The sequence below is a fragment of the Streptomyces sp. NBC_00620 genome (assembly GCF_026341825.1).
In the GTDB taxonomy this organism is placed as follows: Bacteria; Actinomycetota; Actinomycetes; order Streptomycetales; family Streptomycetaceae; genus Streptomyces.
Genome location: NZ_JAPENY010000002.1, coordinates 2414567 through 2428812 on the forward strand (window position 1 = coordinate 2414567; position 14246 = coordinate 2428812).

The 14246-nt window shown below is 68.8% G+C and carries 9 protein-coding genes and 2 pseudogenes; 4 read left to right on the forward strand and 7 right to left on the reverse strand.

Annotated elements, in window-relative coordinates; genetic code table 11:
- Nucleotides 1-33: 33 nt before the first annotated feature.
- From OG246_RS30130 to OG246_RS30155, 6 genes and pseudogenes are all read right to left on the reverse strand, one after another.
- Nucleotides 34-690 carry a response regulator transcription factor gene (locus OG246_RS30130; RefSeq protein WP_266470184.1) on the reverse strand — a complete coding sequence of 219 codons (657 nt, stop codon included), beginning with the start codon at nt 688-690 and terminating at the stop codon, nt 34-36.
- Nucleotides 687-2012 carry a histidine kinase gene (locus tag OG246_RS30135; protein ID WP_266470185.1) on the reverse strand — a complete coding sequence of 442 codons (1326 nt, stop codon included), beginning with the start codon at nt 2010-2012 and terminating at the stop codon, nt 687-689. The genes OG246_RS30130 and OG246_RS30135 overlap by 4 nt, the downstream gene beginning before the upstream one ends.
- A gap of 623 nt (nt 2013-2635) precedes the next feature.
- Nucleotides 2636-4789 (reverse strand): annotated as a pseudogene (locus OG246_RS30140) (MMPL family transporter); the annotation flags it as partial.
- A gap of 371 nt (nt 4790-5160) precedes the next feature.
- A complete protein-coding gene (locus OG246_RS30145) occupies nt 5161-5286 on the reverse strand; it encodes a hypothetical protein (protein ID WP_266470186.1) in 126 nt (41 codons plus the stop codon).
- Nucleotides 5283-5666, reverse strand: a complete 384-nt coding sequence (locus tag OG246_RS30150; RefSeq protein ID WP_266470188.1) for a hypothetical protein — start codon at nt 5664-5666, stop codon at nt 5283-5285. Before OG246_RS30150 ends, OG246_RS30145 begins: the two co-directional genes overlap by 4 nt.
- 20 nt (nt 5667-5686) lie before the next feature.
- Nucleotides 5687-5902 (reverse strand): annotated as a pseudogene (locus OG246_RS30155) (PadR family transcriptional regulator); the annotation flags it as partial.
- 673 nt (nt 5903-6575) lie between these two features.
- Between OG246_RS30155 and OG246_RS30160 the strand changes: the two are divergent.
- Complete coding sequence (locus OG246_RS30160; protein WP_323178342.1) at nt 6576-8753, forward strand: RICIN domain-containing protein; 2178 nt, start codon at nt 6576-6578, stop codon at nt 8751-8753.
- A 166-nt stretch (nt 8754-8919) separates the two neighbouring features.
- Nucleotides 8920-9120, forward strand: coding sequence for a substrate-binding domain-containing protein (locus OG246_RS30170; protein ID WP_266470191.1), 201 nt, complete (start codon nt 8920-8922; stop codon nt 9118-9120).
- Nucleotides 9121-9138: 18 nt separating this feature from the next.
- Here the strand turns inward: OG246_RS30170 and OG246_RS30175 are convergent, their stop codons facing one another.
- The gene (locus OG246_RS30175; protein ID WP_266470192.1) at nt 9139-11406 is read right to left on the reverse strand and encodes a glycoside hydrolase N-terminal domain-containing protein; all 2268 of its coding nucleotides are present in this window, start codon (nt 11404-11406) and stop codon (nt 9139-9141) included.
- A gap of 225 nt (nt 11407-11631) precedes the next feature.
- Between OG246_RS30175 and OG246_RS30180 the strand changes: the two genes are divergently transcribed.
- Both OG246_RS30180 and OG246_RS30185 read left to right on the forward strand, forming a co-directional pair.
- Nucleotides 11632-12678 (forward strand): LacI family DNA-binding transcriptional regulator, encoded by a 1047-nt coding sequence (locus OG246_RS30180; protein ID WP_266470193.1) that lies wholly within the window; start codon nt 11632-11634, stop codon nt 12676-12678.
- 255 nt (nt 12679-12933) lie between these two features.
- The gene (locus OG246_RS30185) at nt 12934-14217 is read left to right on the forward strand and encodes an ABC transporter substrate-binding protein (protein WP_266470194.1); all 1284 of its coding nucleotides are present in this window, start codon (nt 12934-12936) and stop codon (nt 14215-14217) included.
- The last annotated feature ends 29 nt before the right edge of the window (nt 14218-14246 follow it).

A 14246-nucleotide genomic window follows, 5' to 3' on the forward strand; every position in this document is an offset into this window, starting at 1 on the left:
GGGAGCCGGGTAGGGCGAGCGGGGCGGGCGGGGTCAGGCCGGGCGGACGAGTCCGGTGTCGTAGGCGAAGATCACGGCTTGGACGCGGTCGCGGGCGTCGATCTTGGTGAGGATGCGGCCGATGTGGGACTTGACGGTCGATTCGGCGAGGTGGAGGCGTTCGGCGATCTCCGTGTTGGTCCAGCCACTGGCGATGGCGGTGAGGACTTCGCGTTCGCGCTGGGTGAGTTCGTCCAGTCGGCGTTGCTGCTGCGGGGAGTGGCCGGGGAGGCGGTCGCCGAAGGTGTCGATGAGTTTGCGGGTGAGGCCGGGGGAGATGACGGCGTCGCCGGCGGCCACCGCGCGGACACCGGCGACGAGTTCCTCGGGAAGGGCGTCCTTGAGCAGGAAGCCGCTGGCTCCGGCGCGCAGGGCGTCGTAGGCGTATTCGTCGAGGTCGAAGGTGGTGAGCACCAGGATGCGGGAGCGGCCGCCCGACTCGACGATGCGCCGGGTGGCCTCGATGCCGTCCATGCCGGGCATGCGCACGTCCATCAGGACGACGTCGGGGCGTAGTTCGGCGGTCATGCGGACCGCTTCGGCGCCGTTGGTGGCCTCCCCGACGACGGTCATGTCGGACTGGGCCTCCAGGAGCATGTTGAAGCCCATGCGCTGCAGGGCCTGGTCGTCGACGATGAGAACTGTGGTCATGAGCGGTGCTCCGGGGAGGATGGGGGTTCCCCCTGCTCGTGCGAGGTCGAGAAGTTGGGGGAGGGCGGGTTGGGGACGAGGAACGCGCGGACGGTCCAGCCGCCACGGGAGTTGGGGCCCGCGGTGACGGTGCCCTTGTAGAGGGCGACGCGTTCGCGCATGCCGACCAGGCCACGACCGCCCCCGGATTGCCGACGACGGGTCTGCGGAATACGGGGCGGGCCGTCGTCCTCCACGGTGACGTGGAGGGCCTCCGGGCCGGAGGTGAGGGACACACGGACCGAGGTGTCGGAGGCGGCGTACTTGACGGTGTTGGTCAGGGCCTCCTGGACGATGCGGTAGACGGACAGCTGGAGACCCGGTGGCAGGCGTGTGAGGTCGCCGTGGGTGTCCAGGGTGACGGTGGGGCCCGCCGCACGGACGCGCTCCAGCAGTGAGTCGAGGTCGGTGAGACCCGGCTGTGGGGCGAGCGGCGCGTTGTCCGCTCCTTCGTTGTCCTCGCCGATGACGGCGAGCAGGCGGCGCAGTTCGGCCAGGGCGTCGCGTCCGCTGGCGCTGATGATGCGGAGTGTCTGGGCGCCGCGTTCCGGTTTCGTCTCGGCGAGGGCGGCGGCGCCGTCGGCGAGGCCGACGATGACCGAGAGGGTGTGGCCGAGGATGTCGTGCATCTCGCGGGAGACGCGGGCGCGTTCCTGCGCGGTGGCGAGGCGGGCCTGCTGGTCGCGTTCCTTCTTCAGGGCGTCGATGTAGGCGCCGGCCAGTCGGCTCAGCAGACCGAGCGCGGCGAACGCCGCCATCGCGGTCATCGCCAGCGTGGTCACGACCTCCGGTCGTGTGGCGTACTCCAGCTGGCGCCCGGCGAACACGGCAGCCCACGCGACGAGCTGCGCGGTGGTGACACCGACGGCGAGGGCCAGTTGGCGCGGCGAGCAATGGCGGCCGACGTTGAAGATCGCCACGACGCGCGCGGACTCGGAGCCGGTCATCACCCCCAGCGGGAGGGCCACCACGGAGACGGCGGTGGTGAGGGCGAAGACGAGCATGGGCCGGCGCTCCCGCCACAGCAGCGGGACGGCGAAGGCGGCGATGAGTGCCACCTGCGCCGGGATGTCGCCGGTGTTGTAGGGGTTGAGGTAGGAGTTGACACCGAGCGCGGCGCAGAAGACCGGAACACCCCAGTGCCGGACCTTGGGGTGGGCCCGGTCGGCCCGCCGCAGCGCTGCCAGCCGGTAGGCGACAGAGGCGATCACGGAATCGCCGGCCAGGGTCTCCAGGGTCCGGTCGTCGTCCGGGCGGGAAGCGGGGGCGCTCGGTACGGTCACGGGGGTCCTTCACGGGTCGGGGGCCGCCCGCCGGTCCCGGGGGATTGGACCGGCGGGCGGGGGCCGGGGAGCCGGCCGGTGGGAGGTGGCCGTTCCGATTGTGGGTCGGGCGGGTGGTCGGCAGCTGTCGCTGCGGCTCGCTTCTGTCAGCGCTTGCGGAACATCTTCTTCCGTATCCCCTTCATCGCGCTGGCCTTCGGCTCGGTCGTGTCGGCGGGCGGGGTGGCGTCACCGGTGCGTGCGAGACGCTGCTTGAACCTGGACAGTCCCAGCTTCTCGCTGCGGAGCTTTGCACGACGGCTCGGCGTCTCCGTGTCGCCAGGGCCGTTGACGCCGGTGGAGCCGCTGTCCGACGCCGCGTCGCTCCCGGCGTCCGTGTCCGCGAGGGTCTCGGCGCCACGGTTGTCAGCGCGGCGCTGCCTGAGTCCGGACAGCCCCCGGGGCCGGCCGTGGTGGTGTCGCGGAAGCGGCGACGTGAACGTGGCCGTGTCCGAGGCATCGGCGCCGGAGCCGCTGGTGAAGACCTGCGGGGCGCTGTAGCTGCCCGAGCCCTGGTGGACCCCGGCGCCCACGCCGGCGAGTACGGGTTCGGGTGCGGTGCTCGTGCTGTCGGCGTCCAGCGTGTGGCGCAGTTTCTCGCCCTCGACGTCGACGTTGGGCATGGCGCGGTCGAGCCATGCGGGCAGGGCCCAGGCGCGATGGCCGAGCAGGGCCAGCACCGCCGGGACGATGGTCATGCGGACCACGAAGGCGTCGAAGAGGACGGCGGAGGCGAGTCCCAGGCCGACCGACTTGATCAGTGCCGCGTCGTCGAGGAGGAAGCCGGAGAAGACGGCGATCATGATGACCGCGGCGGCGGTGACCACCCGGCCGCTGTGCCGGAAGCCCCCGATGACGGCCTGTGTGGGGGTGGCCCCGTGGACGTACTCCTCCCGCATCCGGGTGACGAGGAAGACCTCGTAGTCCATGGCGAGGCCGAAGACGACACCGATCAGCAGGATGGGCAGCACGCTGACGATGGGCGCCGTCTGGTCGACGCCGAAGACATCCGCGAGCCAGCCCCACTGGAAGACGGCGACCAGGACGCCGAGGGTGGAGGCGATGGTGAGCAGGAAGCCGAGGGCGGCCTTGAGCGGGATCAGGATCGAGCGGAAGACCAGCAGGAGCAGGATCAGGGCCAGGCCGACGACGATGGCGAGGTAGGGGATGAGGGCCTGGGCGAGCTTGGTCGAGACGTCGATGTTGACGGCGGTGGTGCCGGTGACCATGAGGTCGGCGCCGGTGTCCTTCTGCAAGGCGGCGCTGTGGTCGCGGATGTCGGCGACCAGGTCCTTGGTGGCCTGACTGGTCGGGGAGCTCTCCGGGACGACACCGATGATGGCGACGTCACCGGCCTCGTTGAAGGCCGCGTCACGGACCGAGGCGACGTCGTCCAGCTTGCCGAGCACCGCGGTCGCGTCTGCGGCGGCGGCCTCGGGGTCGTCACTGTCGCGGGCGTCGACGACCACGGTCAGCGGGCCGTTGAAGCCCGGACCGAAGCCCTTGCTCAGGGTGTCGTAGGCGAGACGCTGGGTGCTGTCCGGGGGCTTCATGGAGTCGTCGGGCAGGGTCAGGCGCAGTGACATGGCGGGGATGGCCAGCAGTCCGAGGCCGATCACCGAGACGGCGAGGACCTTGACCGGGTTGCGGGTGACGAACTTCGCCCAGCGCACGCCCATCGACTCGCCCTCGCCGCGCTCCAGCGCCTTCATGCGGGGGGACAACATCTTGGCCTTCATGATCCGCGTACCGGCGAAGCCGAGCAGGGCGGGCAGCAGGGTCAGCGCGATCACCACGGCGACGGCGACGGCGAAGGCGGAGCCCAGGCCCATGGAGGTGAGCATCTGGATGCCGATGACACTCAGGCCGGCCAGCGCGATGATCACGGTCAGGCCGGCGAAGACGACCGCGGAGCCGGCGGTGCCCAGGGCCCGTCCGCAGGCCTCTTCCGGATCGTGCCCGTCGCGGATCTCGTTGCGGTAGCGGGAGACGATGAACAGGGCGTAGTCAATGGCGACGGCCAGGCCCAGCATCAGTGCCAGCGCGGACGTCTGAGAGGCGATGTCGAAGAACTGGGTGGCGACGGTGATCGACAGGATCGCCGCACCCACGCCGAGGATCGCGGTGAGCAGGGGCAGTCCGGCGGCGATCATCGAACCGAAGGTGATCACCAGGACGACCGCGGCGACGCCGAGACCGATCAGCTCGGCGGCCTTGCTGGCGGCGGTGTCGGCGACGGCGTCGCCGCCCAGGCTCACCGTGATGCCGGCCTTCTCGCCCTGCGCGACGACAGCGGTCTGGACGTCGTGCGCGGCGTCACTGACGTCGGCCTGGGCGACCTTGTACGTCACCCCGGCGTAGCCGATGGTGCCGTCCTTGCTGACCTGACCGCTGGTGAAGGGGTCGGAGACGCTCGCCACCTGCGGCGACTTCTCCAGCTTCGCCACCAGCAACTCAACCGCCGCCTTGTGGGCAGTGGCGGTCAGCTTCTGCCCGTCGGCCGCCTCGAACACGACCCGGGCGGAGGCGCCGCCGGCGGAAGCCTGCGGGAACTCCTCGCCCAGCAGGTCGATGGCTTTCTGGGACTGGGTGCCGGGCAGCGTGAAGCTGTCCGAGGTCTTGCCGGTGGAACTCATGGCGCCGATGCCTACGGCGGCCAGGACGGCGATCCACAAGATGACGACGAGGCGTCGTCGCCGAAAGGCGAGCCGTCCCAGTCGGTACAGGAAGGTGGCCACGGATTACTCCCACAGGAGAAGAGATCGTTACGTGAGTGCGCGGGGTCGATCGACCCTTGATCTCAAGCTAGGGGCGGTTTCTCGCGCTCCCTGCCCCCTGCGGGACCGAACTGTCGGGGTGCGGTTAGTACCCCGGTACTAATGCCTCTCGTTCTTGTGGCGCGGCGACCGGTGACCGGCGATGTGCTGGTCAGGGGCTGATCGTGATCAGCACCCGTCCGCGTTGGCCTGCGTCGACCCGGTCGTGGGCCTTGGCGATGTCCTCCAGGAGTAGCGGTCGACGGTGAGGTCGCGTGCGGCCTGCGTTTTGCCTCGGCCGGGAAGTCGTCGCTGCCGAGCAGGCGCACAGTGACGTTGTTGAACAGCAGTGGTCAGAAGGGAAGTTCGGTGCGGTCGGTGTGGGTTCCGTAGGCGGCGATGACGGCGTCGGGCGCGGTGACCGCGTTGTCGAGGTCTACGCCGTCCAGATCGCTGCTGCGGCGGACCGTACCGATCACGGTGGCGCCGCCCCAGCGGGCGAGTTGAGCCGCCAGGGAGCGGACGCCGCCGAGCGCTCCGTGCACGAGCACGAGCCTCCGGTCGACCGGGCCGTCCGCGAACACCGTGCGGTGGGCGGTGATTCCGGGAATGCCGAGGCTCGCGCCCAGTTCGTCGCCGAGGTGGCCGGGCAGCCGGACGGCCTGATGGTCGGGTACGACGCTGTACAGGGCATCGAGGAACCGAGCCAGCCGCGCCGCTTCTTGGTGTCGCCGGGGTTGAGACCGGAGACGCTCACACGGATGCGGACCTCGCCGGGGCCGGGCTTGGGGTCGGGGAGTTCACCGACGTGCAGGACGTCGGCGGCGGGGCCCTGTTCGTCGTACCAGGACGCGAGCATGGAAGTACCTCCGATGTCTTTCAGGAGTACGTGGGCGGTTCCTCGCCCAGCACCTCGCGGAGCCAGGCGCGTTCGGCGCGGCTGGTGGCGCGGGCGGTCAGGAGGAGGCCGCGCCGGTAGGGGTCGGTGACCTCCTCGGCGCGCAGGGGGCGGTCTCCGTCGTAGACGAAGCTCGCCGGCGTCTCCAGGAAGGCGAGGCGCCGGCGCAGGACCGTGTGCTGTTCGGCCACGTCCGGGAAGGGAGTACGTCGGGGAGCACGCCATTCGCCGGCTGAAGTGACACTGCGCCAGTAGGCGCCGGTGTTGTTGATCCCTGAGTTACGACGCTCGGTCATGTGGTCGCCGTGGTGGCCTGTGTCCGTCCTGCGATGGTCGCTTGAACAGCTGCTGTAGGCGACGAGCCGTTTCCAAGCCGAGCCCTCGCGTCTCAGAGGGTCTGGGCGTCATGGTTTCCGCCACGTCAACACTTGATGACGGGCGGCGTGCGAAACACTTTCGGAAACGCGCCAGTGACATAGCGACGCCGCGTCCTAATACTTTCCCCATCCGGCTCACGTCTCATCGACCGAAATTCGGATCCATGAGTCGCCGCTGTCGGCTGCGTACCCCGTCTCATGGCGGTGCGCGAGGTGCTTCTCGCCCAACGAACGCCGATCCATGGGAATCAGTCGACCGCAGTCCTGCGGCCGAACCAGGCGAGAGAAACAGCATGGGCTACTTGGCGAATTACGTTGTCCCCCTGAGGGCGAGGGGCGGCAAGGGAATTCTGGCGGCAACTGTCGGACAGAGTGGACGCCTTTCCGGCTGCAGTCTGATGTGAGCCGTTTTCCGTTTCGGTTACCGAGCTGCCTTTTCTCAGCTCCAAGTGCCGCTAACCAACGCTCAGAGGAATCGCAAATGATTCAGAAAATGGCGCGGAAGGTTCTCGCGGCAGCGACAGCCTTCGGTCTCGGCGCGGCATTCGCCGTTGCCTCCGCAGGGAGTGCCTCGGCGTATCAGCCGAGCCAGACGAATCTGTATGTGTCGCAGGACAGCGCCACGTGCAGCAAGAAGCCCTGTGTTCTCTACCCGAAGTCGGCCCAGCTTGCGAGCGGCCGCATCGTGGCGTCGTTCGAGAACAGCAAGGGCGACCCGGTGGGACAGACGCTGCCCGTCTACAAGAGTGACGACGAGGGCACCACCTGGCAGAAGCTGACCGATGTCAAAGCGCCCGCCGCTCTGTCCAGCGACCCCAAGTACGCGAAGTACACGAGCAACTGGACGAACCCGTACCTCTATGTGCTTCCGCAGAACGTCGGATCTCTGACGGCCGGCACCCTGCTCCTGGCGAGCGTCGTCTCGGGGGACGACTACTACTACAAGGAGCACAAGGCCGCCGACCCCAACTGGACAGCGGACGGTGACGGCGACCGCAAGGACGTGGCGATCGCGCTGTACTCCAGCACCGACGACGGCGCGACCTGGAGCATCCAGAACATCATCGCCGCCGGTGGGTGGCAGGGCAGCCGCGTCTCGAACGCCAACACCAACGGGCAGTCCGACCCACTCTGGGAGCCGTACCTGATCGCCCGCAATGGTCAGCTCGTCGCCTACTACTCCGACGAGCACGACTACCTCGGCTTCAACGCCGACACCGGAGTACCGACCCGCGACCCGGACGACGACACGGCTACGGACTCGTACAACCAGATCCTCGTACACGCGACCTGGGACGGCACCAGCGCTTCCTGGACCCAGCCGATCGTCGACGTCCCGGGCACGACCGAGAACCTCAACGGAAAAACACTGATCGGCAACGGTCGCCCCGGCATGACGACGATCGCCCCGACCACCGACGGCAAATGGCTGCTCACCTACGAGTACTGGGGCGGCGGAACGAACGTGAGATACAGGCTCGCGGACGACCCGCTGAAGTTTTATCCCAACAGCGTGACGGACCTCCCGATCACCAACCTGCCGGTGCCCTCCGGGGGACACACGCTGTCGACGAGCGGCAGCCCGGTGCTCGCCCCGCTGCCGGACGGGCGGATCCTCTACAACGCGGCCAGCAGCGGCAGCGTCTGGGTGAACGAGTCCGGTAAGAGCGACGGCACTTGGAAGGAGTACCAGACGCCGGTCACCAACGGCTACAGCCGCAATCTCCAGTACGTCGAGGGCACGGGACGCGTCGTCATCCTTCAGGCAGACTTCGGCACGGGCTACGGTCCCATACGCTACGGCGAGGTCGACCTCGGCCGGTCCCAGGGCGCCTACAGCACGCTCGTCAACCGTGCGACCGGTCAGGCCCTCAGCCCCGACGCAGGCAAGACTCAGGACGCCAACCTCACGGGGAACGTCCCCGACCTCGTCCTGCGGGACCGCAACGCCACGGACGACACACAGCGCTGGCACCTGACCGCCAAGGGCAACGACGTCACCCTGCTCAACAAGGCCGGCGGCCGCTCGGCCGCCATCTGGACCGGCAGCGCCACGGCCGGGCAGAAGCTCGCCCAGTGGGCCGACGACGGCGCCACCGACAAGCAGTGGACCCTCGTCTCCTCGACCGACGGCTACTACAAGATCCGGTCCGTCCGCAACACGAGCCTGTTCATGACCGGAGCGACACAGAACGGTGCCGTCGACCTTGAGGCATCCATCGACGCGTCCGGCAATGCCTCGGCGGACGACGCGCAGGAGTGGCAGCTCGTCCAGGATCCGCTGCCGACGGATGCGACCTTCACGCTGAAGGGCGCCAACTCCGGCCGCTGTCTCGACGTGCCGAACGGCCAGACAGGCGTGCAGGTACAGATCTACGACTGCTCCGGGAACGCGAACCAGACCATCACACAGACCACCGCCGGCGAACTCCGCGTCGCCGGCAAGTGCCTCGCCGCAGACGCCGACGGGACCACCCCGGGCACCAAGCTCATCCTGTGGTCCTGCAACGGGAAGTCCAGCCAGAAGTGGTGGTTCCGCCTGGACGGATCCGTCATCAACCGCGCCAACGGTCACGCCCTCGACGTCACCAACTCGGCGACGGCCAACGGATCGAAGGTGCAGCTGTGGACGGCTCTCGGCAACGCCACCCAGAGGTGGAGCCGGGGATAGTACGCAACCGGTGGGGTGCGACCGCGACGGTGCGGCCGCACCCCGCTGCGCGCCCTGTCTGTTCTGTACGGTGGCACGCCCAGGGCGAGTTCGGCCCTGGCCCCTGTCTCCGACATCGACCGGGCGGGGAGGGGACCGGTGAACGTCGGGGGGTTACCCGGCGAACATGCCCGCAGGTCGCGACGGTGCTGCCCGCCCGCCGCTGAGCGCTGTTCGCCAGCCCTTCGAGGAACTGGGCCACGAGGCCACCCGGGTGCTCGTTCACATGGCGGAGGGACGGCCGCCCGCGTCGTCGCGGATCGAACTGGCGACGGAACTCGTGCTGCGCACCTCGACGTCGGTGCGCCGCCCGGTCGGTACGCAGTGAGAGCCCGCCCCTCAGGCGTCAGACGAGCGGGACCGTCACCGAGGTGGGGGCGTTTGGCAGCAGGTGCACGGTCTGCCGCGGATCCGCGGCACCACGGCAGACAAGGGTGACGTCCCGCTCGATCGGCGATGTGAGAAGCACCCGGGCGAAGCCCTCCGTCACGTCCCACGTCAGCTCGTCGACGCTCACCCCGGCGCGCGTGGCGATGCCGCGCAGACTGCCGGAGCGCCACTCCGGGGGCAGGGCGGGCAGGAGTTCCACGATCCCGGGACGGGAGTCGAGCAGCATCTCCACGATCACGGCCGGCAGACAGTGGGCGGCGTCCGCGTTGTAGATGTCCAGATCCGGGTTGTGCGAGGTCATCAGTGACCGGAAGACCATGTTCCGACCAAGGATCTTGAGGACGTTCGCCCTGGCCGTCTCGCTGTCCTTCAGACGTGCCGCACACAGAGCGCGGTGCAGGCTGCCGTGCGCGGAGATGTTCTCGTCACCGCGCCGCAGCAGGGCTTCGCGGGCGGCGGCGGCCAGGTCGGGGGTGTCGTCCGGGGTGATGTCGTGCAGCGGCCAAACCGGGTAGAGATGGCTGACGTGGCGATGGTCGTCGGCGGTTTCCAGTCCAGGCCACGCCCACTCGGCGAGCGCTCCGTGGTTGTCGACGCGGTAGGGCGGCAGCCGGTCGGCCAGCGCACGCCAGCGGACGGCCGCGGCCTGCTCGATCCCGAGCCGTGTACAGACGTCGGCGGCGGTCGACAGCGCGTGCCGGGCCGCGGCCACGTCCATGGTGGCGTTCACCCCGGCCGCGCCCCGTTCGTCCTTCGGGCCGACCTCCGGGGAGTAGGACGGGACGAGGACGACGTGTCCGTCGTCGTCCTCGCGGGTGAGGAAGTCCTCGAAGAAGACGGCGGCCTCGACGAGCCAGGGGGCGAGGATACGGGCGAGGAAGTCGTCGTCGCCGGTCGCCTGCCAGTACTCGTACAGCGGGAACAGCAGCCAGTCCGCGCCCGCCAGCCACATGGTCCAGGGCCAGTCGTCGTCGAGATGGAAGAGCAGCCCGTGTTCGCCGTCGGTCCGGCTGGGCGCGAGGACCCCGCGGGTGCCGTAGATCGTGCGGGCGTTGGTGCGCCAGTCCTCGATCTGCCCGCCGATCAACGCGGCGTACGGCGCGATGAGTTCGGGCATGCCGGTGAGGACCGCCCCGGCCATCTGGAGGTTGATGTTGGCGTCGGTGGTGTAGTCGCCGGACCAGGCCGCCCCCCAGGCTCCCAGCCACAGTCCGGTCAGCCGGGGCGGAAGGACCCCGCTGGAGCTGAGCAGCAGGTAGCGGCCGGAGTGGAACAGCGCCTCGACCAGCGCGCCGTCCAGCACCTTGGGGTCGGCGCGGGCGATCAGCTCGCTCACGGGCAGGCTGCGGGCGCTGTCGGGCACGCCCAGGTCGAGTTCGGCCCGGCCGTAGAGTTCGCCGTGTACGGGCACATGGCGGGCGAGCAACTCGTCGTATTCGGCGGGCAGTTCGTCCAGAGTCGTGCGGAGCAGGTCGGTGCGGGGAAGGGGCGCCGAGCGGTCCATCCGAGTCAGCAGGACCACGCGCGTCGCCCCCTCGACACGGACCACGTCCCCTTCCGCCCGGACCCGGCCACCGGCGACGACGGCCCGGGTGACGCCGGCGAATCCCGCCGCACCGAGCCCAGGCGGATAGGCCCCCACGACGGCGAGTGATGCCTCATCGTCCCCGCCGGCCTCGGTGGACGTCGTGAAGGTGACCTCGGAGGGGCGGCCGGGCACCTCGCCGGAGAGCCGGATGGCCAGGTCGAGCCGTGGACCGGTGATCTCGACGACCGCGACGGCATCGGTGCGCGACACGAAGGCGCGCCGCGACCACTCCCCGTCCCCGTCGGACCACGTGACCCGTACCTCGCCGGTGGAGAAGTCGGTGACCCTGCGGTAGCACTCCACCGGGCTGTCCCCGGCCGCCGCGTCCACATGCAGCACGTGCCCCGGATGGAAGGACTGCGTCCAGGCCATCGCCCTGCCGTCGGAGAACTCGCGCTGTGCCTGTTCCCGCTGCCCTGCGAGAACCAGGTCGCGGACGTGTCCGAGGCGGTCGGCGACAGCCGGCGGCCGCATCCCGAGGGACTCGTTGGGCAGGACGTACCGGTGATGGTTGTGAACGATCCGTTCCCGGTGGGGATGCCCGAACACCATGATCCCGTACTCGCCGTTGCCGGAGAGGAAGGAGTCCTCCCAGCGGTCGGCGGGTTGCGTGTCGTGGATGCTGTGCACCGGCATGCCCGGCCTCCCGGAAGTGGCGTACCTGAGCGGCTCGAACAGGCTGCGGCGGAGCCTACAAGAGTTGCCCAGCTGGACGGCGAAAGACTTTCGTAGGCCGAAGGTCGTTGAATTTCGCAGGTCTTCGGGCTTTCCGACGCTTGGCACCGGACGCTGTGTTCGATTCGGCGTGTACTTTCACTCCGCACGCAGTCTGCGTATGCCGACAGGAAGGTCCACGCCGAAGTGACGGGCCCAGCCAGGTCGAGCCAGAACGCCCAGTACGGGCTTCTCACTTCGATCGCCAACGAGGCCGGCGTCTCTCCTGCGACGGTTTCGAAGGTTGTTCACCGGCGACGTGACGTGTCCGAGGCGACGCGGGAGCGGATCGAGACACTGCTCGCCGAATACGGCTACGTCCGTGTCTGGGAGGGTGACGCGGGCCGGCCGCGGCAGATCCTTGCCGTGTTCCGGGACCTGGCCGGACCGTACACCCTGGAAGTCGTCCGGGGCATCGTGGAGTCGGCGGCCGAGGTGGGTGTCCACACGACCGTCGGTACGACCAGTAGGAGCTCGATCGGGCAGTGGCTTCAGAAGTCCGTGGCGATGGGCGCCGCAGGAGTCGTCATCGTCATCTCGGCTCTTGCCGACCGGGACCAGCGCAGGATCCTGGATCAGGGGCTGCCGGTGGTGCTCGTCGATCCCTTGAACGCGCCGAGCGCGGACATCCCGAGCGTCGGGGTGACGAACTGGCACGGTGCGACGACCGCGGTCCAGCACCTGATCGGCCTCGGACACCGCCGGATCGGCATGCTGGCGGGCCGGTCGAGTTCGCTGGCCGGGTCCGCACGTCTGCACGGCTACCGGGCCGCTCTGGCGGAGGCCGGGATCCCGTACGATCCCGCGCTCGTCCGGTCGACGGACTTCGACTACGGCGAGGCTCTGAGCGCTGCTCGCAGCGTCCTGGACCGGAGTGAGAGGCCGACGGCTCTCTTCGCCGCGAGTGACGTACAGGCCCTCGGTGCCCTGGAGGCCGCCCGGAGGCTCGGTGTCGCCGTGCCGAGCGGTCTGTCGGTCATGTCGTTCGACGACACCCTGGTGGCAGCAATGGCTTCGCCACCGCTGAGCGCTGTGCGGCAGCCGTTCCGTGAGCTCGGTCAGGAGGCCACGCGCATCCTGCTGAACCTGGCCGACGGCAGGCCGCCCGCGACGACGCGCAGGGAACTCGCGACGGAATTGGTCCTGCGCATGTCCACTGCCTCGCCCCGGAGCGAAAAGAGCGGGCGCGCTTGACCTCGATTTCGCAAGCCCTCGGACTACGAAAGTCTTTCGGAACTGAAGCCCTTCCGGTATTGCCGCGGCCGAATTACGCCGCTTAGCGTGACCGACGCCAGCTCAACCGCAGGAGCAACGGGACGCAACCCTTGCGCGAAAGCACCTGACGGTCTTGGCCATCGACCCACATCCCTCAGTGCGAACAGGCCGGGACGGCCTGTCGGGTGAGCCCACCCGTGCAGAGGGCATTGCCGACACGAAAGGTGTTCAACGATGAACAGAGTGTCCCGACGGTGGTTTCTCACCGCGACGGCGGCGACCACGCTGAGCGTCACCGTGGCGGGCTGCGGCTCGTCCGGCAGTTCCACGTCCTCGCCCACCGGCAATGCGGACTTCTGGACGCTCCAGGACCCGACCAACTCGGTGCAGAAGGCCGCCGTGGACTCGTTCAACTCTGCCGGCAAGGGCAAGGTCAGCATGACCGTGATCGCCACGGACGGGTACAAGGACAAGCTGCGCACCGCGATGGGCTCTTCGAAGATGCCCGGACTGTTCTTCAGCTGGGGCGGCGGCAGTCTTGACGACTACGTCAAGGCGGGCAAGCTCGTGGAGCTCGACGGGATGCTGGGAGGGCGTTTCCTGCCCTCCGCGCTGGCCGCCGGCAAGGTCGACAACAAGCTGGTCGGCATCCCGTGCCGTGGCACACAGCCCGTGTTCCTCTTCTACAACAAGAAGGTCTTCGCCGACGCCGGCGTCGAGCCGCCCAAGACCTACACCGAGCTGCAGAGTCTCGTGAAGGTCTTCAAGGGCAAGGGGATCACACCGTTCGCGCTTGCGGGCAACGCCAGTTCGTCGTGGACGGAGCTGATGTGGGTCGAGTACCTCGTCGACCGCCTCGCGGGACCGGAGCTGTTCGACAAGATCCAGGGTGGCGACTGGTCGCAGTGGGAGGACCCGACCGTCCTGAAGACCGCCCAGATGATCAAGGACCTGGTGGACAGCGGTGCCTTCGGCAAGAACTTCGGTTCGGTCAACTACGGCGCCGGCGGCACCTCCACCCTGCTCAACAAGGGCAAGGCCGCGATGGTCCTGATGGGGTCGTGGGAGTACGCCGTCCAGCAGGGCGAGGCTCCCGACTTCGCGAAGAACGACCTGGGGTACGTGGCCTTCCCGAGCGTCGAGGGCGGCAAGGGCGACGCCGCCAACGTCGTCGGCAACCCCACCAACTACATCTCGGTGACCACCGCGGCCCCCAAGGACACCGCGACGGAGTTCCTCAAGACCACCTACAGCGACAGCTATGTCCAGGGGCTCATCGAGAAGGGCGAGGTGCCGGTCACGACCAATGCCGAGAAGCTGCTCGCCAAGGCGCCCGACCCGGCGTACGCGAAGTTCCAGTACGACATGGTGGCGAAGGCCCCGTCCTTCACCCAGTCCTGGGACCAGGCGCTCGGCCTCACCCTCGGCACCCCGCTGCTGACCGAGATCCAGAAGCTGTTCAACGGACAGAGCTCGCCTGAGCAGTTCGTCAGCGCGGTCTCGGCGATCAAGAAGTAGGAAGGCAAGTCCACGTGGTCTCCGCAACG